The organism is Streptomyces sp. NPDC102437 (assembly GCF_044765565.1).
In the GTDB taxonomy this organism is placed as follows: domain Bacteria; phylum Actinomycetota; class Actinomycetes; order Streptomycetales; family Streptomycetaceae; genus Streptomyces.
The window spans coordinates 40,683-62,270 of sequence record NZ_JBIWKI010000038.1 but is presented as its reverse complement, the minus strand read 5'-3'; the positions used below and the strand labels follow the sequence as shown (position 1 = coordinate 62,270).

The following is a 21,588-nucleotide window of genomic DNA, read 5'->3' as shown; positions in this document are numbered from 1 at the left end:
TCAGACGGCGTCCCTTCCGGTGACGGTCCTCCCGGATCTCGAAGTCCATCGCATCCCCTGAGCTGGGGTGTTGCGACGACCACTAGAACTCAAGGACCAACCGGGGCTCTACGGTGTGAAGCGGTGGGCCGCGAGGGCGTGGCGGGCGGACTCAGCCGTTGGCGAGGGCCTGTACGCGGTCGAGGGCGCCGTTGAAGCGGTCGTGGTCGCCGACGGTGGGGCCGGACGAGGTGTACTGCCACATCGTGTAGAAGCCCCAGCCGGCCGGGAGCTCGCCGACCGTGGAGGCGTAGCGGGCCACCCACAGCGGGTTGGTCGTGCCGAAGCTCGCGTTGTTGCCGGTGCAGGTCTTCCACCAGCTGGTCGCGGTGTAGATGACCGCGTCGCGTCCGGTGCGCGCCTTGTACGTGTTCACGAAGTCGCGGATCCACGAGACCATGCCGGCCGCGGTCTTGCCGAAGCACTGGTCGCCGTACGGGTTCCACTCGATGTCGAGCACGCCGGGCAGCGTCTTGCCGTCCCGCGACCAGCCGCCCCCGTTGTCCACGAAGTAGTTGGCCTGGGTGGCGCCGCTCGTGGTGTTCGGGGTGGCGAAGTGGTACGCGCCCCGGATCATGCCCACGTTGTAGGAGCCGTTGTACTGCTGGGCGAAGTACTCGTTCTTGTAGTACGTGCCCTCGGTGGCCTTGGTGTAGGCCCACTTCACCCCGCTGTTCCAGAGCGTCGACCAGGCGACGTTGCCCTGGTGGCCGGAGACGTCGACGCCTTCGGTCTGGGCGGCGAGGGTTTCCCGCGGCAGTCCGTCCTGGCCGTCGTGGGTGATGACACCCATGCCCATCGTGGCCGTGCCGCGGGCGGGCTTCTTGGCGGCCGCCGCGTCCTGGCCGGCGGCGGCGCTCGCCGCGCCGGGCAGGGTGAGGAGCAGTGAGAGGGCTGCGAGCAGGGTCCCGGCCGCCGCGAAGCGGGAGCGGCGGGATGTCTTGGAAGTGGATCTGAGCACCGGCATGGGAGTGCCTCCGAGGGACGTGGTGGGGGGACGTGCTGATCCCAGGGGGACGCGGAGCGCACCCCTGCCGGCATGTAATGGTGTGAACATGCCAGGGCTGACGCTACGCACGTAGACCCGTGCTGCGGAAGGGGGCCTGGTAGCTGCCGTTGGTCTACGCCTGCGAAATACTGGCGGAGCTGCGGCGATGACCAGCGGCGAAAGAAATTTTCAGTGACAGGAAAGCTCACGAGGGGTGTTGACGTGCACGGGAGCGAAAGCGGTAGTGAACCCGGCGCGACCGGCGGAAGTGGTGTGGACCACGCATTCCTCGCTCTGGAGCGGGAGTTGGCCGTCTTTCTGCGCCGGGCACGGTCCAATTCCGGCGAGATGGCGCGCGAGGTCCATCCGGATCTGGAGGCTGCCGCGTACGGACTGCTCGTCCGGCTGGAGTCGGCCGGGCAGCAGCGGGCCACCGATCTGGCGGCCTACTTCGGGGTGGGCAAGGCGACCATGAGCCGTCAACTGCGCGCCCTGGAAGACCTCGGACTGGTGGCCCGCGAACCCGATCCGGCCGACGGCCGCGCCTTCCTGGTCCGCCTCACCGCCGAGGGGCTGGCCCGCTACCGCAGCGTGCGCGATGCCCGCCGTGAGCGCTATGTCCGCAAGCTCGACGACTGGGACCGGGCCGAGGTGGCCGAACTGGCCCGGCTGCTGCACCACTTGAACGAGCGTGCCGAGGACTGACGCGGGCGGGGGCGCCTTCCGGTGTGCCTCGCAGCACCGCCTGAACCGCTGTCACAGCACCGCGCGAGCAGTAGTTCACAGGCGCTGTGCGAGCGGCAGTCACAGCACCGCGTAGACCGCCGTCGCGTCGTCATGGGTCTTGCTGCGGCGCAGGTGCCTGCGCCCGGTGTCCGCGTACTCCAGGGCCCTGACCCGGTCGATCAGCCCCTGGGTCCCGTCCTTGTGGAGAACCCCGAGGCAGTCCGCCCAGTCGCCCTCGTGGAACATCTCGGTCCAGCGGGCCGCCCCGTCGGTCAGCGCGGCGATCGCCCGCACCCGGTCGCGCGGGGTGTGGCCGGTGATCGCGCGGGCCGCCACGGAAGGGTCGGCGGCGGCGGTGAAGAAGCCGCCCTCCTTGTTCCGGAAGGAGTCGGCGAGTGCCTCGGTGCGCAGCGAACCGGGCGGCAGGCGGTCGAGCCGGTCGTCGAGCAGGGGGCGCACGCTCCCATCGTGCGACTCGAACAGGAGTACGGAGTCGGAGAGCACCAGATGCTCGACCCCGTGGTCGTCCCAGCGCGCCATGACGACAGTCGCCTGAGGCGTACGCACGTGAGAAAGGTCACACAGGGAACGGTGCGTGTCGGCGGTGCGTCGGATGGATGTCTCCAGGATCTCCTGAAGGGTCAGATCCCGCCGCGAACCGGACAGTTCGATCAGTGCGCCGCCCAGCCGGGCGGTGAACCAGGCGACCGAGTGCGCACAACCGTCGTCGCCCCGGGGCGGCGTCACCCCGTCGAGCACGACCAGTGCCCCACCCTGGCCGGAAGCGGGAAGAGAGGTGGCGGCCCAGTCCTCGTTCGGGCGTTCCGGGTTGCCGGCGGCCGTTGCCAGTTCGATGCGCATACGACCAGTCTGCACGTCGCCTTCACGAGCCCTGCACCCGGCCGGAATTGGTTTGTACCAGCAGGTCAGGCGAGCGCCTGGAGCGGAAGGAGTGGCTCCGTTGGGCGTGCGGGCGGGCATCCTGCCAAAGCCTGAGCGGAAGTTCCAGCCCAAGCACCAGGTGTGGCCGAGGCGCCTCCGGGGCAAACTTGTTCGCCAACTCTGGAGTGATGTTCACTCGTTCAGGTGGCGGAGTGGTTGATGCGCGCCCCCCTCTCAAAAGCACTGGAATGGTCAGAAGCCGTACCAGGGGTCGGGGCGCTCGTTACATGTGACCGTGCGTCACCTCTGCTTCAAGGCGGACGAGTCAAGATTGCGAGCACCGGTGCAGAAGAAGCGGCCTCGGAGCAAGGGCGGCAAGCAGAGCGGTTCCGGGGCGACGCCACCGGCACCTGCCGAGAGCGGGAACACCCGGCGCCCCGTGCGGGTGCGGAGCCGGCTGGTCGCCGGTGTCGCGGTGGTCGGCATCACGGTCATCGCGGCGGGTACCCCCGCGATCCTCGCCGCCTCCTCCGAACTGAACGAATCGCAGCGGCTGGTCACCCTCGCCGAGCTGAACCAGCAGGCCATCGCCCTCGCCCACGCCCTCGCGGACGAGCGCGACGACGTCACCGCCCGGATCGCGTCCGGAAGTGACGAGGCGTCCGGCGGCAAGGACGACTCCCGCAGCCGCAGCGCCCGCGTCGACCAGCAAATCGACGAGATCCGGCCCACGGCCCCGGCCGCGCTGCGCCGGGACCTCTCCACCATCCCGTCCCTGCGCCGCGACGCGCTCAGCGGCAAGGGCACGGCACTGGAGGCCCACCAGGCCTACTCCGAGGTCATCGCCAAGCTCCACGCGCTCGCGGACGAACTCGCCGAGAAGACCCCGCCGCGCGCGGCCGAGGCCACCCGCGCCCCGCTCGCCCTCGGCCAGGCCACCGAGCAGGCCTCCGCCACCCGCGGGCTGCTGATCGCCGCGCTCTCGGTACCCCGCAAGGTCACCGTCCCGCAGCTCGACCCGGTGACCGGACTGCCGGTGCCGACCGAGGACAGCGGCAGCGACAAGGACGACCGCACCCGTGACGAGCTGAGCGCCGCCGCCCAGCAGACCCGGGTCCGTGAACTCGCCGCCCTCGCCGACTTCGACCAGGCCGCCGGCTCCACCGCCCGCGACAAGCTGTCGTCCACCGTCACCGGGCCCGAGGTCAACAGTGCGGAGAAGTACCTCAACACCCTCACCGACCGCCCCGAGCTGTCCGACTCCGACCAGCGGACCAGCAGCAAGAAGGCCGGCGCGGCGCTCTCCGCGCGGATCGACCGGATGCGGAGCGTCGAATCCGCCCTGGGCACCGAACAGATCCAGCGCCTGGAGCAGCTGCGCGACGACGACGTCACCGCGCTCGAACTGCGCATCGCGCTGCTCGGCGGCTGCCTGCTGATCGCCGTCGTCGTCTCCACCGCGGTGGCCCGCACCCTCACCCAGCCGCTCGCCGTGCTGCGGATCGGCGCCGCCCGCCTCGCCACCGAGCCCGACGCCGCAGAGCCGATCCGCTACACCGGCCGCAACGACGAGTTCGCCCAGGTCGTACGGTCCCTCAACAGCCTGCACGGCAGGCTCCAGGGGCTCCTGGCCGAGTTCAACGGCCGTTACGAGACCCTCCGGGCCGAGCACGGCGAGCTGCTCGCCGGGCGCGAGGCCCTCACCCTCCAGCGCGCCGAGCTCCAGGTCCTGGCCTCCGACCTCACCGCCCAGCTGGAGCGGCTGAAGAACACGGTCCACCACACCTTCGTCAACCTCTCGCTGCGCACCCTCGGCCTCGTCGAGCGCCAGCTCGGGGTCATCGAGAACCTGGAGGAGCGCGAGCACGACCCGGAGCGGCTCGCCACCCTGTTCAAGCTCGACCACATGGCCACCGTCATGCGCAGGCACAGCGAGAACATGCTGGTCCTCGCGGGCGCCGAGCACGGCCACGGGCACGCGGGGCCGATCCCGCTGGTCGACGTGTTGCGCGCGGCCGTGTCGGAGATCGAGCGGTACGAGCGGGTCACCATCCAGTCCCTGCCGCCGCACGCCCAGATCGCCGGCTTCGCCGCCGACGACCTCAGCCACCTGGTCGCCGAACTCCTGGAGAACGCCACCTCCTTCTCCCCGCCCGACTCCCACGTCCAGCTCTCCGGCTGGCTGCTGGAGAGCGGCGAGGTGATGCTCTCCGTCCAGGACGAGGGCATCGGGATGTCGGCCGTACGGATGGGCGAGCTCAACACCCGTCTCGCCGACCCCACGCTCTTCGAGGTGGGGGACCAGGGCGCGGACGGGGCCGGCCTGGGCCTCCAGGTCACCTCCCTGCTGGCCGCGCGCCACGGCGTCCGGGTCCAACTGCGCGAGCACAAGGGCAGCGGGGTCACAGCGGTCGTCGTGCTGCCGCAGGCCCTGTTGCCGAAGGCACCCCCGGCCGCCACCCCGCCGCCGGCGAAGGTCTCCGGGGACGCCCCCGCGCTGAACCTGCCGGGGTCGGTCGCCGAGGCCAACTCCAACGCGCTGCCGAGCCGTACCCTCGCGCTGCCCGACGACCCGCTGATCGCCGCCGCTGAGCAGACGATCCGCGAGGCGGAGGCCGAACCGGCCCCCGCCGCAGCCCCCGAGCCGGCCGTCGTCCCCGAGCCCGCCCAGGCGCAGGCCCCCGCGCAGGCCCCGGCCGAGACGGAGGCCGAGGTCACGATGCAGGTCCGGCTCCCGGTGGTGCCGGAGTCCGCGGAAGCCCCCCGGGCCAAAACCCCCGACTCGTACACCATCGGCCCCGACCGCCACGAGCGCACCGCGGACGGCGCCCCGGAGCCGCACCCCGCCGCCCCGGCGCACACCCCCGTGGCCGACGCCCTGCCCGGCCCCCGGCAGCCGGAGCAGCACCCTCAGCCCCCGCCCCGGGCCGAGCCCCAGCAGCCCGCCGAACGCGTCACCGACAAGGGGCTGCCCAAGCGCACCCCCAAGGTCGTCAAGCCCACCACAGCACCCACCGCCGAGCGCAAGGGCAGCCTGGACAAGGAGGCGCTGCGCCGCCGGCTCGGCGGCTTCCACCAGGGCGCGAAGGACGGCCGCCGGGACGTCGAGGCGGAGATCGCCGAGAGCACGCTCCCGGTAGCCCCCGTACCCGGTGCACGCCCCGCACAGACCGAACACCGTGAGGCGGCCGGCCTCCATGGCGGCCGGACCGATCGGACCGACGAGTCGGGGGACACAGTCGAGGAGGCACGCAGTTGACTGCGCCCAGCACATTCGGGCTGAGTACCGAGGCCCGTAACCTTCACTGGTTGCTGAGCAATCTCGTGGAGGAGGTGCCAGGGGTCCACTCGGTCACCGTCGTCTCGTCCGACGGGCTGATGCTGCTCTCCTCCGACCCCGGCCATCTGATCGCCCGGACCGACGGCCAGGGCGGCCCCAGGGGCTCCAGCGCCGACCTGGCGACGATCGTCTCCGGTATCGGCAGCCTCACCATCGGCGCCGCCAAGCTGATGGACGGCGGCGGCGTCAAGCAGACGATGGTCGCCATGGACGAAGGCAGCGTCTTCGTCATGTCGATCAGCGACGGCTCGCTCCTCGGCGTGCACGCCACCCCGGACTGCGACATGAGCGTCATCGCCTATCACATGGCGCTCTTCGTCGGCCGGGCCGGACACGTACTCACCCCCGAACTCCGCAGTGAACTGCGCAAATCGATGGAGAGCACCCAGTGAAGCCCGCTGCTGAAACCGCCCGCAGGCTCCCCGTCCGCGGGTCCGACCGAAGGCCCGCACGGGTCCGTCCGTACTCGCTCACCGGCGGACGTACCCGTTTCGGCCACGTCCTGCTCGTCGAGACGTTCGTCGCCGCGCTCGAAGCGCCCGAGGAACGCCGCGAGCTGACCAACGGCAACCTGGGCCGCATCATGCCGGAGCTCCAGGCCATCGTCGAAATCTGCCGTCGGATGCGTACCGTCGCGGAGATCTCGGCCCTGTTGAAGATGCCGCTCGGCGTGGTCCGGGTACTGCTCAGCGACTTGGCCGACCAAGGAAAGATCCGCGTGTACGGGACCGGTCACGGCACCGGCCAGCCCGACCACGCACTGCTCGAAAGGGTGCTCAATGGACTCCGCCGTCTCTGAGTCGCCGCTCTTCGCCCCGCGTCAGCCGGGCGCCAAGGACCAGGCCGAGGAGTCGCTCCAGGCCTGGCAGCTGGATCACACCAGGGCTCCCATCGCCACGAAGATCGTGGTCGCGGGAGGCTTCGGCGTGGGCAAGACGACCTTCGTGGGGTCGGTCTCCGAGATCACCCCGCTGAAGACCGAAGCGATGATGACCCAGGCCAGCGAGGAGACCGACGATCTCTCCGCGACGCCCGACAAGGTCACCACGACCGTCGCGATGGACTTCGGCCGGCTCACGCTCGACGACGACCTCGTGCTGTACGTGTTCGGCACACCGGGCCAGCAGCGCTTCTGGTTCATGTGGGACGACCTGGTGCGCGGCGCGATCGGCGCCGTGGTGATGGCCGACACCCGTCGGCTCGCCGACTGCTTCCCCGCACTCGACTACTTCGAGAGCTGCGGTCTGCCGTACATCGTGGCCGTCAACCACTTCGAGGGAACGCCCGGATTCGAGGCCGAAGATGTCCGGGAGGCCCTGACCGTCCCCTCGCACGTACCTGTTGTGATCATGGACGCGCGCAACAGGATCACCGTCGTCGAGTCGTTGCTGGCCCTGGTCGGCCACGCACTGGACGCCACCCCCGCCTAGCGTATTTCGTTTGGATCAGGCCGGATCAGGGCGCGGCACCGGGTGCACGCGAGCCCGGTGTGATCCAAACGAGAGGCCCTGGGCCGGGCCGTCGGACTGCCGCCTGCCGCGCGGCGTCCGGGGCACGCACGCTCGCGGCGTTGCCGAAAGGCCCCAGTAACTCCTTCCCCGAGTTCTCAACTGCGTTCGAGCAGGGGAGACCCCGTCCGAGGACCTTCCGGCGCCTTGCGACCGCAGGCACCGCACGCCGCCCGGCCGCCCTTCGGGCGACGGCGGCAGTCCGACGACCCGACCTAGCCACATACAACGGAGAACCGCGATGCGGAAGATACTCATAGTCGGAGCCGGCCAGTCCGGACTCCAGCTTGCCCTCGGACTGCAGTCCAAGGGGTACGAAGTCACCCTGATGTCCAACCGCACCGCCGACGAGGTCCGCTCCGGCCGGGTCATGTCGACGCAGTGCATGTTCCACACCGCGCTCCAGCACGAGCGTGACTACCAGCTCAACTTCTGGGAGTCCCAGGCCCCGCGCATCGAGGGCCTCGGCCTCTCCGTCGCGGCTCCGGACTCCTCGCGCGCCGTCGACTGGGTCGGCAAGCTGGACGGCTTCGCCCAGTCCGTCGACCAGCGCGTGAAGATGGCCGGCTGGATGGAGACGTTCGCCCAGCGCGGCGGACAGCTCGTCATCCACGGTGCGGCCGTCTCGGACCTGGACTACTTCTCCCGCACCTACGACCTGGTGATGGTCTCCGCGGGCAAGGGCGAGCTGGTCTCCATGTTCGGCCGGGACGCCTCCCGTTCGCCGTTCGACGCCCCGCAGCGCGCGCTGGCCGTCGCGTACGTCCACGGCATGGGCCCGCGCCCGGAGCACCCCGACTTCGACGCGGTCCGCTGCAACCTGGTCCCCGGCGTCGGTGAGCTCTTCGTGATGCCGACCCTGACCACGTCCGGCCGCGCCGACATCCTGTTCTGGGAGGGCGTCCCGGGCGGCCCGCTCGACGTCTTCAAGGGCATCAAGGACCCCTCCGAGCACCTGGCGAAGACGCTGGAGCTCATGGAGCGGTTCACGCCGTGGGAGTACGCCCGCGCCACCAAGGTCGAACTGACCGACGCCAACGGCACTCTGGCGGGCCGATACGCGCCGACCGTCCGCAAGCCGATCGGCCGGCTGCCCGGCGGCGGTCTGGTCCTCGGCGTCGCGGACGTCGTCGTCGCCAACGACCCGATCACCGGCCAGGGCTCCAACTCGGCCTCCAAGTGCGCCAACGCGTACCTGGACTCGATCATCGAGCACGGTGACCGGGAGTTCGACGCGGACTGGATGCAGGCCACCTTCGACCGCTACTGGGAGACCGCCCAGCACGTCACGAAGTGGACGAACGCCATGCTCGGCGTTCCGCCGGAGCACGTGCTGAACCTGATCGGCGCCGCCGGTCAGCTCCAGCCGGTCGCCGACCGCTTCGCCAACGGCTTCAACAACCCGGCGGACTTCGAGAACTTCTTCTTCGACCCGGAGAAGACGAACGCGTACCTGGCCGAGGTCTCCGGCGCGGCGTAAGCGCCCGACAGCCGCGGCAGGGCCGGGTGCCGTCGGACATCCGACCGGACCCGGCCCTGCCGGCGCTCCGTTCCGCGCCGTCTACTTCCTGGAGGCCGAGGAGGCCGAAGGGGCCGACGAGGAGCTGTACCCCGCGTCCGAGCCCGCCGAGACCCCTTGCGGGAGCCGCGGCGGCTTGTACGAGGACAGCGGCGCGTTCCGCGGGTCGGGCCGTACGGCGCCGAGCAGCGGATTCGACCCGACTGGCGAGACCTTCACCTTCGAGCCCGGCCGGGGCGCCTGCACCACCAGGCCGTTGCCGATGTACAGCGCCACATGGGTGGCCTTCGGGAAGTAGATCACCAGGTCACCGGGGCGCAGCGCGTTCACCGGGACCTTCCGCAGCTGCCGCCACTGCTCCTGCGAGGTCCGAGGAATGACCTGGCCGGCCTTCGCCCAGGCCCGCGAGGTGAGCCCCGAGCAGTCGAACGAGTCGGGCCCCTCCGCGCCCCACACGTAAGGTTTGCCGACCTGCGCGATCGCGTACTTCACCGCCTCCCCGCCCGCTTCGGACGGCGGCCGGGTCGAGGACAGGGCCCCCGAGGCGGCCAGGGCGCCCTGCGCCTTCTTCACGTTCCGCTGTTCGAGCCGGGACAGCTCGGTGAGCTGCGAGCCGGAGAGCTTGGCCAGCATCGACTCGACGGCCTTCAGCCGCGCCCGGACCGTGTCCCGCTGCTTCTTCTGCTTCGCGGCCAGCACCTGCTGCCGGTCGAGTACCTTGCGGGACTCGGTGGCCAGTTCGTCGGCACGCTTCTCGGCCCCGGTGAGCCGCTTCACCCTCGCCGCCCGTGCGGTCGCCGCACGCCGGATCACATGTTCCTGGTCCAGCAGGTGTTCGGGATCCCGGGACAACAGGAGCCGCATGTACGCGGAGAAGTCGGACCGCCCCTGATACTGCTCCCGGGCGAGCTGTCCGGCCTCGTCGTGGCTGTCGGCCAGCGCGGTCCGGGCGGTGACGAGCTCGGCGTCGAGCTTCTTCGCCTGCGCCGCGCGCTTCTTCAGTTCCGCGTTGGTCCCGTTGTACGTCTCGGTGGCCTCCTCGGCCTGCTGGTACAGCTTCCGCAGCTCGGACAGGAGCTGCGCGACGCTCCTGTTCGCACCCGCGGCCGGGCCCGGGGCCGGCGCCGCGGCGGCCGCCGGCGAGGCCGCGACGACTGCGGTCAGGGCCGCGGCACAGACCGAACGCAGGACTCCGCCCGACACGACATCACCTCCGATGACGGGGCGACCATGGGGCTACCCCATAAGTGAGCGCAACGTGACAATACGTTCACTCGGTCCCGGAAGATGCAAGAACTGCGTGGCGTGGCGGTGGCCGGGTTCGCCCGGACGCTCCACAAGGCGTCCCCAGGGCCTCTCGTTTGGACCATGCCGGGCTCGCGTGCCTGATCCGGCCTGATCCGAACGAAAGACCCTAAGGGCTGTCCCGTGATCCCTGGTGGATCAGCGTGCGGCGTCAGGCGCGGTGCACCGCAAGGCGGAGGGACGCCCGAATACTGGGTGTATTCGGGCGTTCCGACAACGCGGCGAGGTGCCGTGGCTGTCGTCGCACGCCCGCCCGGGATTACGGGACAGCCCTTAGGCGACCGGGAACGCGTAGAAGATCCGGTCGCGCTGTACGACGGCGGTCCGGCCGGAGGTCAGTACCCGGTACGGGGCGGTGACCGTGGGGCCCTTCGGGTCCTGGGTGCCGATGTCCTGGAACTTCCACAGTCGCCGGCCGTCCTCGGCCGCGAACACGGTGACCTGGGAGCCGTCCGAGGCCAGCAGCGTGCGGCCGGTCGTGCTGAGGGTGACGGCGGGCGCGGCGGTGCCGATCGCGGCCTCCGTCGAGCGGCGCCAGCGCAGCCGCCCGGTCTCCCGCTCGACCGCGCCGACTTCCTGGTTGCGGTTGGTGGTGTGCAGCACGGCGCCGGTGGCCACGGGGGTGCCGTACGGGGTCCCGCTGGTGCCGTTCAGCGTCCACTTCGGCTTGCCGGCCGGGGTCTCGAACGCCTGGAGGTCGTCGCCCACCGCCGCGTACAGGAGGCCCTGGTCGTCGCCCATGGCCGCCGCGTCCGGGGCGACGGTGCCGAACTGCTTGGTCCACAGCGCCTTGCCGGTCCTGCGGTCGAAGCTACGGAAGACGGCCTTGCCCTTGGCGGCCCTGACGTCGCCGGGGGTGAGGGTGGCCGGGCTCTGACGTACCACCAGGTCGTTCTCGCCGACCGCGATCAGCCGGTGGACGGGGGTGCCGGGGGCGCGTCCCGCGGGCACCGGGGCCCGCCACAACTGCTCGCGCCGCACGATGTCGTACGCGAAGAGATAGGCCCTGACCACCTGCTTGTCCTTGCCGCGCTTCTTGCCCTTCTTCGGCGGCGGGGCCTTGACGGTGACCGTCTCGGAGCCGGTGAACCAGATCACCGGCCCGGACGCGCCGACGAATGCCGGGGCGGACAGCTTCGGCGTCTGGGGGGACAGTGCCGCGTGTTCCACCCGGTGCGCGGGCTTCCCGTCCTTCGGCGACAACCAGAGGAAGCCGGAGGGGGTGGCGACGAAGCAGAGGTCCTTGCCGGCGGGGAGCGCGGCCTCTCCGCCGGCGGCGTCCGCGTTCTGCCAGGCCCGGCGCCCGGTGCGCAGGTCCACGGCGGTAGCGCCGTTCTTGCCGGTCAGCACGAGCAGCCGGTCGTTCCAGACGGCGGCGGTGAGCGGTGCCGGTTCCGCCGCCGGATGCGTGTACACCCAGCGCGGCTGCGGCGGCAGGCCCGCCACAGCGGGGCCGCCGTGGCTCGGCGCGGGCTTGGGGTCGTCGCTCGTCCCGTCACCTCCGCCCAGCGCGAGGGCACCGCCTCCGCCGGCGATCAGTCCGGCGGCCCCGGCGGCGAGCCCGATGAGCAGGGTGCGCCGGCCGGCGGCGGGGGAGGCGGGCCGTGCGGCGGAGAGCGCGGAGCGCCCTGCGGGGATCGGCAGTGGGGCCGGAGCGACCATCGGCGGGGGCACGGCGGGCACCCCGCCGGGGAGCGCCGAGGCAGGTCCGGCGGGTCCGGAGGGGAGGGGCCCCGGGGCGGGGTCGGCCGGGCGGCCGGTGAGCTCGGGCGGGACGGAGAGCTGGGTCGTCGGCCGGTCGGTCCCGGGGGCCCGGCGCGCGAGGTTCCCGAACTGGGCGGTCCGCGTGTCCGGGAGCGGGAGCGGCTCGACGGCCTCGGCCCCGTCGGCCGGTGCGCCCGGCGGGCTGTCCACCGGCTCGCCGGGCGGGGCGTCCACCGGGGCGTCTGCCGGGGCCACGGTACCTTCGGCCGATTCGGCGGGCGGCCCGTCCACCCCGGCCGCGACCGTCTCCCGGGCCCACGCCCCCTGCTCCGCCACCGCGGCCGCCAGCGCCTCCGGCAGCCAGCCGCCCTTCGCCAGGCCCGCCGCGCCCTCCAGGGCGAGTTCGGTCGCCACCGCCGCGGCGCTCGGCCGGTCGGCCGGGTCCTTCTCCAGGCAGCGGGCGATCAGGTCGCGCAACTCCTCAGGAACCGCGCCGAGTTCGGGTGCGGTGCGGGCGATCCGCTCGGCGCCCTCGGCGGCCGGGCCGTCGGCGAGCGGGGTCGTGCCGGTCGCCGCGTACGCCAGCAGCAGGCCCAGCACGAAGAGGTCGGAAGCCGGTCCGGGCTCCTCGCCCGTGACCTGTTCCGGGGTCAGATAGCCGAGTCGTACGGACAACTGGCCGCCGGACCGGGCCTCGGCGGCAGCCGCCGCGCCCAGCGGGCCGAACGCGGTGAGGCGCGGCCCCTCCCCGGCCAGCAGCACCGTCCGGGGGGCCAGGCCCTGGAGCACGGCTCCGGTGGCGTGGACCCGGGAGAGGGTCTCGGCGATCCCCGCGCCCAGTATCCGCACGGCACGCTCGGGAAGCGGTCCGGTGGCCTCGATCGCCTCGGCGAGCGTCAGCGCGGGTACGTACGGTCCCGCCGTCCACAGCAGGTCCTCGTCCGTGGCCTCGTCCGTGGCGTCTTCCGGGCCGACCGGCTGCGGCTGGACCCAGCCGCCGGTCAGCCGGTCCGCGGTGCGGGCCTCCGCCTGGAAACGGCGCCGGAAGGCGGGCAGCGCGGCAAGTTCGGGGCGGGCGGCGGTGATCACCACCGCGTCCGGCGAGGCCGCGACGTGCGCTAGGTACTGCACGGCGCTCGCGGTCTCGCGTACCCGTGCAAGCACGGTGTACGGGCCGAAGCGGCGTGGATCGTCCTGACGCAGCGCCTCCATGGCGCACCCCCTCGCTGACCGTGCCTGAGCACCAGAGCGTCGATCTTAGACCGAGTGACCGGTGCCCCGACGGACCGCATACCCTCAGTCCCGCTTCGACCAGGGCCACTTGGGGCTGTGCCGCTCTCGGCCGCCGGGGGCGTACTCGTACACCCAGCCGCGCGGCAGCCCCAGCCGCTTGCTGTGGCCGGCCGGTACCCTGCGGTACGCGTACACGGTGGCGGGAGCGCCGTCGGCGGCCGGTACCGGGACCTCGTACCACTTGGGCGGATGGCCGGTCGGGCCGACGAGTACGGGCAGTACCCGGCCGTCCAGGGGGCCGCCGGTGAAGGCGGTGTTCTCGCTTCGCACCGCCCCAGTCTGACCGATCAGCCGTCCTCGGGCAGCAGATGGGCCGCCTCGCCGAGGACCGGCACCAGCCGCTCGGCCAGCCGTCCGGCCGGACCCGCGGCGGTCTCCAGCGGCAGCAGTGCCGCCACCGCCGACGCGGTCTCCGGGTCCGTCGCCGCGGTGGCCGCCAGCAGCACCATCAACTGGTCGACCAGCCAGTCGCGCAGCTCGGCCGCGGCAGGCTGCTTCCCCTCGTCCAGCCAGATCAGCGACGCCGCCTCGACGGCCGCGATCCAGGTGCGCACCATCATCCGCAGCCTCGGGCCGGCCGCCTCGCCGCTGCCCAGGTGCAGCAGGATCTGCTCGGCCGCCGCGCGCCGCACCTCGTCGACGATCGCCGACGTACGGGAGGTCTCGACGACGCAGCCGCCGCGCAGCAGCGCGCTGAAACCGGTGTCGTGCTCGTCGACGAAGGCGAGGTAGCGGTCGAGCACCCGGGTCACCCGCTCGGTGGGCGGGCCCACCGGCGGCTCGGTGAAGCACAGGATCAGCTGCTCGGCGGCGGACCTCAGCGCCGCCTCGTACAACTGCTGCCGCCCGCCCGGGAAGTATCGGTACACGAGCGGACGGGACACCCCGGCGACCGTCGCGACCTCGTCGAGCGAGACCTCGTCGGGGGCCCGGTGGGCGAAGAGGGTGAGGGCCGCGCCGAGGAGCTGGGCGCGGCGCTCCTCGACGCCTAGCCTTCGGTACGCGCGGGCCGGCGGCGCGGTGGCGGCAGCAGGGGTCATATGCCGAAGCCTAGGCCCTTTCCCTCGTACCGGACCGGATCAGACCAGCAGCCCGGAGCTCTTCCACAGCCTGCGTCCCACACCGTTCAGCACACCGATGTCGTCGAAGAAGTCCGTCAGCCGCTTCGCGCCCGACTGCATGACCTCCGCCCGGTGGCCGCTCGCCTTCACCTGGGCGACCGCCTCGTGGCGGTCCAGGCCGACGTTCTCGTAAACCTGGGGGTTGATGAAGCAGACGGAGAAGACGCGGGCCGCTTCGCCGCAGCTCACCCGGGTCAGCTCGCGCTCCCAGCGCGGGGCGGTCACCATCTGGCGGCGCAGCTCCTCGCGGGCGTAGCGGACGTGCCGCGCCTCCTCGACCACATGGATGCGGGTCACGCCGCGTATCAGCGTCTGGACGCGCTCGTCCGGGAAGGTCAGCCGCTGCATCCAGTCCAGGATCTCCTCGCCGAGCAGGGTCGCGGCGAACGAACCGGGAGTGGTGGAGATGGTCTTCAGCACCCGCGCGAGGTTGTGATAGACGCGCGGCACCGGGTAGTCGGGCGAACCGCCCCACTTGATCATGCGGCCGAACATCATCGAGTGCCGGCACTCGTCGGCGATCTCGGTGAGCGCGTAGCGGACGTGATTGCTGGTCACCGGCCGGTCGTAGATGTGCCGGACCAGCAGCTGCATGAGGATGATCTCGAACCAGATGCCCAGCGAGGCGAGCGAGGCCGCCTCGTGCCTGGACAGCTCCATCCGCTGCTCCTCGGACATCTTCCGCCACAGCGGGGTGTCGTAGAGCGAGACCAGCTCGGGCGGCCAGAACCACTTGCCGTCCTCGACCGGCGCGTCCCAGTCGAGTTCCCTGTCCGGGTCGAAGGAGTGCTTGGCCGAGGAGTCGAGCAGCCGCTCGGCGATCTGTTCGCGGTCCCGGAGCGGGCCGAGTGCGTCGCGAAGCAGCTGGACGTCGCGTTCGCTCACTGTGGTCATGCTGGGGGCACCTCGCACATGGGTTACCGGCGGTCACTCCTTATGAGACTCCTCGTCAGCAGAGCCGTCAATCCCTTGCGTGCGACTTGTTGACCCGGTGTCTACCAACGTGTGAACCTGCCAACTGACGCAACCGCCAAGGGAATTGCCGGAACACGCCAGGCGAAGGAGCCGTCCGTGTCGACTCACGACCTCTACACCACCGCCCCCGCAGCGCCGTCGTGGCAGGTGCCCGCCTCCGGCGCCGCCCGCTTCAGCTGGGACTACGACGACGGCCGCGAACGCCTGCTCGCCCTCTACCAGAAGGGCAAGGACAAGCAGTGGGACGGCAACAAGCGCATCGACTGGTCCCTGGAGGTCGACCCCACCGACCCGCTCGGCACCCCCGACGAGGTCCTCACCCTGTACGGCACCCCGCACTGGGCGAAGATGACCGAGAAGGACCGGGGCGAGCTGCGCAAGCACTACACCTCCTGGCAGTTCAGCCAGTTCCTCCACGGCGAGCAGGGCGCCATGATCTGCGCGGCCCGGATCGTGGAGTCCGTCCCCGACATGGACGCGAAGTTCTACTCCGCGACCCAGACCATGGACGAGGCGCGGCACGCGGAGATATACGGCCGGTTCCTGCACGAGAAGGTCGGGATGCTCTACCCGATCAACGACAACCTCCAGGGCCTGCTCGACGACACCCTGCGCGACTCCCGCTGGGACATGCCCTACCTCGGCATGCAGGTCCTCATCGAGGGCCTCGCGCTGGCCGCGTTCGGCATGATCCGCGACACCACGACCAAGCCGCTGCCCAAGCAGATCCTCGCGTACGTCATGCAGGACGAGGCCCGGCACGTCGCGTTCGGGCGGATGGCGCTGCGCGACTACTACAAGCAGCTGAGCGACGCCGAACTGCGCGAGCGCGAGGAGTTCGTCATCGAGGGCTGCTACCTGATGCGGGACCGGCTCAGCGGCGTCGAGGTGCTGGAGAACTTCGGCATCGCCAAGCAGGAGGCCAAGGACCTCTCCGAGCACTCGGAGTTCCTCCAGCTCTTCCGGAAGCTGCTGTTCAGCCGGATAGTGCCGTGCGTCAAGGACATCGGCCTGTGGGGCGAACGGCTCCAGAAGGCCTACGTCGACATGGGCGTCTTCGACCTCGGCGACTCCAACCTGGACCTGCTGATGACCCAGGACGAGGAGATAGCCGAGCAGCTGGACCGGGACCGCTTCGCGGCGGAGGAGCAGGCCAGGGTCGCCGAGGTCGAGGAGGCGATAGCCCAGGGCGCACCCGGCGAGTGACCGGAAGCGGCGCCTTCGCGGGGGCCGGTCGTATGTACGCCATCGGTCCGGGCGGGGGAGTATGCCGGGCATGACGACCTCGACCACGTACCCCGCCGCAGGCCCCGCGGCCGCCCGCCGGAGCCTCGAAGGACTGTCCCTGGGCGACGCGTTCGGCGAGCGGTGGTTCCCGCTCTTCCGCGAGCCCCGCCGGGCGTTCCACGAGATCAAGGCGCGTCGCACCCCCGAGGAGCCGGTCTGGCACTGGACCGACGACACCGCGCTCGCACGGACCCTGATGCGCGTCGTCGAGGAGCACGGCCGGGTCGAGCAGGACCGCCTCGCGCTCTGCTTCGCTCTCGCCTTCGAGGCGGACCCGGCCCGCGGCTACGGCCACGGCATGCACATCCTGCTGCCCGAACTGCTGACCTCGCCGGCCGACTGGCGCACCCTGGCGCCCGAGCTCTTCGAGGGCGGCAGCCTCGGCAACGGCGCGGCGATGCGGGTCGCACCGCTCGGCGCCCACTTCCACCAGGACGTCGAACTCGCCGCCGCGCAGGCCGCACTCCAGGCGGCCGTCACCCACGCGCACCCGGAGGGGATCGCGGGTGCGGTGGCGGTCGCCGTCGCGGCGGCGCTCTCGGTGCGCGGAGAGTTCACCCTGGCCGCCGTCGCCGCCCGGACCCCGGAGGGGCTCGTACGGGACGGGCTGCGCCGGGCCGTGGACGTACCCTTCGCCACCGAGCCGTGGAAGGCGGCCGATCTGCTGGGCAACGGACAGCGGATCCGCGCCGACGACACCGTCCCGTTCGCCCTGTGGACGGCGGCCCGGCACCCGGAGGACCTGGAGGCGGCGCTCTGGGCGACGGCCGAGGGCCTCGGCGATGTCGACACCACCTGCGCCATCACCGGCGGCGTCGTAGGCGCGGTCACCGGGGTCGACGGGGTGCCCGAGACCTGGCTGAAGCGCCGCGAACCGCTGGGCTGAGGCCGCGCGCCCGCGTACGACCCGGTCAGCCCTTCGCGGTCAGCGCGTCCTCCACCGCACCGGCCACCCCGAGCAGCGGGACATCGGCTCCGCGCTCCGCGACCAGTTGGAGCCCGACCGGGCAGCCGTCCGCCGTGAACCCGGCGGGCACACTGGCCGCCGGGTGGCCGCTCAGGTTGAAGGCCCAGGTCAGCGCGGTCGAGTAGAGCTCGCCCGGACCGTCGTGACCGTGCGGGCGGTTGGGCGTGACCGGCGTGAGCAGCAGCGGCGTACGCGCGAACAGGGCGTCCAGCACCGTGTCGTTCGCGTGCCTGATCTCCTCGGCGCGCGGCGACGGCGACCCGCCCCGGACCGACAACCACGCCTCGCACGGGTCGAGCAGCTCGCACGTACGGTCCACCAGCCGCACCACCCCGGCCGCCACCAGCCGCTCCACCGCGCCCCGGACGACCGCCGCGACCTCCGGGTCGACATCCGCGTACCCGAGACCGGGGCTGAAGACGGCCGGTACGGGGAGGGCGGGCGGCACCGGCTCGTACACGTCCAGGACAGTGCGCAGACAGGTCCGGGCCCCGGCCACCGACCGGGTCAGCACCCCGGCGGAGGCCAGCCCGGTGCGGTCGGGGGAGGGCAGCAGACCGTTCGTCGTCTTCAGGCCGAACACCCCGCACCACGCCGCCGGGATCCGCACCGAACCCGCCCCGTCGCTGCCGGTCGCCAGCCCCACGAGACCCGCCGCGACCGCGACCGCCGAACCCGCCGACGAGCCTCCGGGGGTGCGGTCGGGGCGCCACGGATTGACCGTACGGCCGTGGGCGCCGAGGCCCCAGGTCTGCCAGGGGGTGCCGGGTCCGGGCACCGACGTCGCGCCGACCGGCACCGCACCGGCCGCGATCAGCCGCCGGGCCGCGTACGACCGGATGCCGGTACGCCCCTTGACCGCGAACGGCATCCCGGCCAGCGGCAGTTCACGGGCCCGCCCGGCGTCGGCGAGCGCCCGCTCGGGCCACACCTCGATGAAGGCGCACAGGCGGGGATCCTCCCGCGCGATGCGCTCCAGCGCCCGTCGCACCGCCCCGGCCTCATCCATCCGGTCAGTCTCGCAGGGCCGCCTCCATGACGGAACGGGCGATCGGGGCCGCGCTGCCGCCGCCGCTGATGTCCGCCCGGTTCGCGGCCGCGTCCTCGACGACCACCGCGACCGCGACCGCGGGCTGGGCGGAATCCGGCGCCTGCGCCCAGGAGATGAACCAGGCGTACGGCAGGCCCGAGTTGTCGACGCCGTGCTGTGCGGTGCCGGTCTTGCCGCCGACCGTCACCCCGTCGATCGCGGCGTTGGACCCGGTGCCGTACTCCACGACATCCACCATCATCTCCCGCAACTGCATCGCCGTGCGCGGGTTCATCGCCCGGTGGTAGGTGCGCGAACCGGTCTGGTGGACGGTCGAGCCGCTGCGGGTGGTCGTGCGGTCGACCAGGTGCGGGTACCTGAGATCACCGCCGTTGGCCACGGCGGACGCCACCATCGCCATCTGGAGCGGGGTCGCTGTCGTGTCGAACTGCCCGATCGACGAGAGAGCCAGCTGGTCCTTGGTCATGTCGGTGTCGAAGTTGCTCTTCGCCACCCCCGAGGGGATCCTCAGCCCGGTGTCGTTGAAGCCGAACTTCCGCACCGCGTCGACCATGCCTTCGAGTCCGACCCGCACCCCCAGTTCCGCCATCACGGTGTTGCAGGAGACCCGGATCGCCTCGGCGAGCGAGGCGTTCTCGCAGCCCCGTGCCTCGTTGGGCAGCGTGGTCGACGTCCCCGGCAGCACATACGGGGACGGGGTGTCCGTCTCCGCGTCCGGATCGGTGACGACCCTCGCGTCGAGCGCCGCCGCCGCGGTCACGATCTTGAAGGTGGAGCCCGGCGGATAGGTCTGCCGGATCGCCCGGTTGAGCATCGGCAGGCTCTTCGCCGAGTTGAGCCGCGCCCAGGCGTCGGTGACGGACGAACCGGTGCCCGAGATCTGCCCGGGATCGTACGAGGGGGTCGAGACCAGCGCCAGGATCTTCCCGGTGGACGGTTCGACGGCCGCGACCGCGCCCCGCCGGCCGCCGAGCCCCTCGTACGCGGCGCGCTGCATCGAGTCCTTGATGGTCGTGACGACGTCGCCGCCGGGCTGTTGGCTGCGGGTGATCTCGTTCCACAGCGGGAACGGGGCGAGCATCGAGTCGGTGCCGGAGAGGATGGAGTCCTCGGCGTTCTCGATCAGGGTCGTGCCGTACGTCTGCGAGGCGTAGCCCGTCACCGGCGCGTACAGCGGGCCGTTGACGTAGGTGCGCTCGTACCTGAGCTGTTCGCCGGTGTTCTTCGACCCGGTCACGGACCTGCCGCCGATCAGGATTTTGCCGCGCGGCTGGTCGTAACGGGCGATGGTGAGGCGGCGGTTGGCGGGGTTGTTGTCCAGGCTGTCGGCGTCGAGGACCTGGATGCGGGCGGCGTTCAGCAGCAGCGCCACGAGCAGCACCAGCAGGAGCCCGGCGGCCCGCCGGATGTAGCGGATCACCGCTCGTCCCGCGCGACCGGTGCGATGATCCCGGTCTCCGCCTGGCCGGGCTGGGGTCTGCGGGCCTGATCGCTGACCCGGATCAGCAGCGCCACGATGATCCAGTTGGTGACGACGGACGAACCGCCCTGGGCGAGGAAGGGCATCGCCATGCCGGTCAGCGGGATCAGCCCCATCACCCCGCCCGCGATCACGAACACCTGGAGCGCCAGGATCGAGGCGAGACCGATCGCGAGGAGGCGCCCGAAGGGGTCGCGCAGGGCGAGTCCGGCCCGGTAGCCGCGTGCCACCAGCAGCGCGTACAGCAGGAAGATCGCGGTCAGCCCGGTCAGTCCGAGCTCCTCGCCCGCGGTCGCCAGGATGAAGTCGGACTTGGCGGCGAAGCCGATGAGGATGGAGTGGCCGAGGCCGAGTCCGGTGCCCAGCATCCCGCCCGCGGCGAACGCGAACAGTGACTGGGCCAGCTGGCCGGGGCCCTGGCCGGCTTCGATGGAGGCGAACGGGTCGAGCCAGTCCTGGACCCGGCTGTGCACATGCGGTTCGAAGGAGCCGACGACGAACGCGCCCACCGCGGCGAGCAGCAGACCCACCGCGATCCACCCGGTCCGGCCGGTGGCCACGTACAGCATGATCACGAAGAGGCCGAAGAAGAGCAGCGAGGTGCCCAGGTCGCGTTCCAGGACCAGCACGCCGACGCTCAGCAGCCAGATCGCCACGATCGGGCCGAGCACCCGGCCGGTGGGGAGCTGCAGCTTCCAGATCCGGCGGCCGGTGTAGGCGAGCGCGTTGCGGTTCGCGGCGAGGTACGCGGCGAAGAACACCGCGAGCAGGATCTTGGCGAACTCGCCCGGCTGGAAGGAGAATCCGCCGACCCGGATCCAGATCTTGGCACCGTTCACCGCGGGGAAGAAGATCGGCACGATCATCAGGACCAGTGCGGTGGCGACCGAGAGGTACGCGTACCGCTGGAGCACCCGGTGGTCGCGCAGCAGGACGACCACCGCGATGAACAGCGCCACCCCGAGCGTGGACCAGATCAGCTGGGTGGGGGCCGCCTGGTCCTTCGGCGTCTCCAGGTCGAGCCGGTAGATCAGCACCAGGCCGAGCCCGTTGAGCAGTACGGCGATGGGCAGCAGCAGCGGATCGGCGTACGGGGCACGGAAGCGGACCGCGAGATGCGCGAGGAGGGCGAGCAGCCCCAGCCCCGCGCCGTAAGCGGCCACATCGGGCGGGACCGCGTTGTTCTTGGCCAGGCCGACGGCGGCGTAGCCGTAGACGGAGATGAGGACGGCCCCGATGAGGAGCAGCAGCTCGACTCCGCGCCGCTTGGGCAGACGTAGATCGGGCGGGGGTGCGTCCGCCGTCGTTGCGGTCATGCCAGGCAACGTAGCAAGAGCTGGTGACTATTTCCCTTATGTCGTAGTAGGTATGTCCGAAGGTGCAGTGGTGGACGGCCGCCCGGT

The 21,588-nt window shown here is 71.6% G+C and carries 18 protein-coding genes; 8 read left to right on the top strand and 10 right to left on the bottom strand.

All coding sequences use genetic code 11. The features are described 5' to 3' along the window. Positions 1 to 151: 151 nt before the first annotated feature. Complete coding sequence (locus ACIRJP_RS33340) at positions 152 to 1,006, bottom strand: lysozyme (protein WP_404182364.1); 855 nt, start codon at positions 1,004 to 1,006, stop codon at positions 152 to 154. A 243-nt stretch (positions 1,007 to 1,249) separates the two neighbouring features. Between ACIRJP_RS33340 and ACIRJP_RS33335 the strand changes: the two genes are divergently transcribed. Next, a complete protein-coding gene (locus ACIRJP_RS33335) occupies positions 1,250 to 1,732 on the top strand; it encodes a MarR family winged helix-turn-helix transcriptional regulator (RefSeq protein WP_404182361.1) in 483 nt (160 codons plus the stop codon). Between the two features lie 99 nt (positions 1,733 to 1,831). Here ACIRJP_RS33335 and ACIRJP_RS33330 read toward each other — a convergent pair whose 3' ends face one another. Then, a complete protein-coding gene (locus ACIRJP_RS33330; RefSeq protein ID WP_404182358.1) occupies positions 1,832 to 2,614 on the bottom strand; it encodes a protein phosphatase 2C domain-containing protein in 783 nt (260 codons plus the stop codon). A 364-nt stretch (positions 2,615 to 2,978) separates the two neighbouring features. Between ACIRJP_RS33330 and ACIRJP_RS33325 the strand changes: the two genes are divergently transcribed. The 5 genes from ACIRJP_RS33325 to ACIRJP_RS33305 all read left to right on the top strand — a co-directional run bounded on the left by ACIRJP_RS33325 (position 2,979) and on the right by ACIRJP_RS33305 (position 8,963). After that, entirely contained in the window at positions 2,979 to 5,894 is a 2,916-nt protein-coding gene (locus ACIRJP_RS33325) for a nitrate- and nitrite sensing domain-containing protein (protein WP_404182355.1), read from the top strand. Beyond that, entirely contained in the window at positions 5,891 to 6,367 is a 477-nt protein-coding gene (locus tag ACIRJP_RS33320) for a roadblock/LC7 domain-containing protein (protein WP_404182352.1), read from the top strand. The genes ACIRJP_RS33325 and ACIRJP_RS33320 overlap by 4 nt, the downstream gene beginning before the upstream one ends. Then, positions 6,364 to 6,774, top strand: a complete 411-nt coding sequence (locus ACIRJP_RS33315; protein ID WP_404182349.1) for a DUF742 domain-containing protein — start codon at positions 6,364 to 6,366, stop codon at positions 6,772 to 6,774. Before ACIRJP_RS33320 ends, ACIRJP_RS33315 begins: the two co-directional genes overlap by 4 nt. Further along, positions 6,755 to 7,405: an ATP/GTP-binding protein gene (locus ACIRJP_RS33310; RefSeq protein ID WP_266729720.1), complete on the top strand. Its 651-nt coding sequence runs from the start codon at positions 6,755 to 6,757 to the stop codon at positions 7,403 to 7,405. The genes ACIRJP_RS33315 and ACIRJP_RS33310 overlap by 20 nt, the downstream gene beginning before the upstream one ends. 319 nt (positions 7,406 to 7,724) lie before the next feature. After that, positions 7,725 to 8,963, top strand: a complete 1,239-nt coding sequence (locus ACIRJP_RS33305) for a styrene monooxygenase/indole monooxygenase family protein (RefSeq protein WP_404182346.1) — start codon at positions 7,725 to 7,727, stop codon at positions 8,961 to 8,963. A gap of 81 nt (positions 8,964 to 9,044) precedes the next feature. On the opposite strand, the gene ACIRJP_RS33300 is transcribed toward ACIRJP_RS33305, so the two are convergent. The 5 genes from ACIRJP_RS33300 to ACIRJP_RS33280 all read right to left on the bottom strand — a co-directional run bounded on the left by ACIRJP_RS33300 (position 9,045) and on the right by ACIRJP_RS33280 (position 15,319). Continuing rightward, complete coding sequence (locus ACIRJP_RS33300) at positions 9,045 to 10,205, bottom strand: NlpC/P60 family protein (RefSeq protein ID WP_404182343.1); 1,161 nt, start codon at positions 10,203 to 10,205, stop codon at positions 9,045 to 9,047. 375 nt (positions 10,206 to 10,580) lie between these two features. Continuing rightward, positions 10,581 to 13,223, bottom strand: coding sequence for a PQQ-binding-like beta-propeller repeat protein (locus tag ACIRJP_RS33295; protein ID WP_404182340.1), 2,643 nt, complete (start codon positions 13,221 to 13,223; stop codon positions 10,581 to 10,583). Positions 13,224 to 13,307: 84 nt separating this feature from the next. Beyond that, a complete protein-coding gene (locus ACIRJP_RS33290) occupies positions 13,308 to 13,574 on the bottom strand; it encodes a hypothetical protein (RefSeq protein ID WP_404182337.1) in 267 nt (88 codons plus the stop codon). 17 nt (positions 13,575 to 13,591) lie between these two features. Next, positions 13,592 to 14,344, bottom strand: a complete 753-nt coding sequence (locus ACIRJP_RS33285) for a TetR/AcrR family transcriptional regulator (protein ID WP_404182334.1) — start codon at positions 14,342 to 14,344, stop codon at positions 13,592 to 13,594. A gap of 39 nt (positions 14,345 to 14,383) precedes the next feature. Continuing rightward, the gene (locus ACIRJP_RS33280; protein ID WP_404182331.1) at positions 14,384 to 15,319 is read right to left on the bottom strand and encodes a diiron oxygenase; all 936 of its coding nucleotides are present in this window, start codon (positions 15,317 to 15,319) and stop codon (positions 14,384 to 14,386) included. Positions 15,320 to 15,496: 177 nt separating this feature from the next. Here ACIRJP_RS33280 and ACIRJP_RS33275 point away from each other — a divergent pair, with 177 nt between their 5' ends. Next, positions 15,497 to 16,606 (top strand): ferritin-like domain-containing protein, encoded by a 1,110-nt coding sequence (locus ACIRJP_RS33275; protein ID WP_404182328.1) that lies wholly within the window; start codon positions 15,497 to 15,499, stop codon positions 16,604 to 16,606. 70 nt (positions 16,607 to 16,676) lie between these two features. Continuing rightward, positions 16,677 to 17,573, top strand: a complete 897-nt coding sequence (locus ACIRJP_RS33270) for an ADP-ribosylglycohydrolase family protein (protein WP_404182325.1) — start codon at positions 16,677 to 16,679, stop codon at positions 17,571 to 17,573. A gap of 25 nt (positions 17,574 to 17,598) precedes the next feature. Here the strand turns inward: ACIRJP_RS33270 and ACIRJP_RS33265 are convergent, their stop codons facing one another. From ACIRJP_RS33265 to ACIRJP_RS33255, 3 genes are read right to left on the bottom strand one after another with little or no spacing between them, the layout of a single operon-like run. Further along, a complete protein-coding gene (locus ACIRJP_RS33265) occupies positions 17,599 to 18,663 on the bottom strand; it encodes an amidase family protein (protein WP_404182322.1) in 1,065 nt (354 codons plus the stop codon). A 4-nt stretch (positions 18,664 to 18,667) separates the two neighbouring features. Further along, positions 18,668 to 20,125, bottom strand: a complete 1,458-nt coding sequence (locus ACIRJP_RS33260) for a peptidoglycan D,D-transpeptidase FtsI family protein (protein ID WP_404182319.1) — start codon at positions 20,123 to 20,125, stop codon at positions 18,668 to 18,670. Further along, complete coding sequence (locus tag ACIRJP_RS33255) at positions 20,122 to 21,501, bottom strand: FtsW/RodA/SpoVE family cell cycle protein (RefSeq protein WP_404182316.1); 1,380 nt, start codon at positions 21,499 to 21,501, stop codon at positions 20,122 to 20,124. The genes ACIRJP_RS33260 and ACIRJP_RS33255 overlap by 4 nt, the downstream gene beginning before the upstream one ends. Positions 21,502 to 21,588 lie beyond the last annotated feature (87 nt).

Bases quoted from the DNA above. Each gene is read 5' to 3' on its own strand.
- ACIRJP_RS33310 (WP_266729720.1), top strand. From the start codon at position 6,755: ATGGACTCCGCCGTCTCTGAGTCGCCGCTCTTCGCCCCGCGTCAGCCG.
- ACIRJP_RS33330 (WP_404182358.1), bottom strand. From the start codon at position 2,614: ATGCGCATCGAACTGGCAACGGCCGCCGGCAACCCGGAACGCCCGAAC.
- ACIRJP_RS33255 (WP_404182316.1), bottom strand. From the start codon at position 21,501: ATGACCGCAACGACGGCGGACGCACCCCCGCCCGATCTACGTCTGCCC.
- ACIRJP_RS33340 (WP_404182364.1), bottom strand. From the start codon at position 1,006: ATGCCGGTGCTCAGATCCACTTCCAAGACATCCCGCCGCTCCCGCTTC.
- ACIRJP_RS33305 (WP_404182346.1), top strand. From the start codon at position 7,725: ATGCGGAAGATACTCATAGTCGGAGCCGGCCAGTCCGGACTCCAGCTT.
- ACIRJP_RS33285 (WP_404182334.1), bottom strand. From the start codon at position 14,344: ATGACCCCTGCTGCCGCCACCGCGCCGCCGGCCCGCGCGTACCGAAGG.
- ACIRJP_RS33270 (WP_404182325.1), top strand. From the start codon at position 16,677: ATGACGACCTCGACCACGTACCCCGCCGCAGGCCCCGCGGCCGCCCGC.
- ACIRJP_RS33280 (WP_404182331.1), bottom strand. From the start codon at position 15,319: ATGACCACAGTGAGCGAACGCGACGTCCAGCTGCTTCGCGACGCACTC.
- ACIRJP_RS33265 (WP_404182322.1), bottom strand. From the start codon at position 18,663: ATGGATGAGGCCGGGGCGGTGCGACGGGCGCTGGAGCGCATCGCGCGG.
- ACIRJP_RS33295 (WP_404182340.1), bottom strand. From the start codon at position 13,223: ATGGAGGCGCTGCGTCAGGACGATCCACGCCGCTTCGGCCCGTACACC.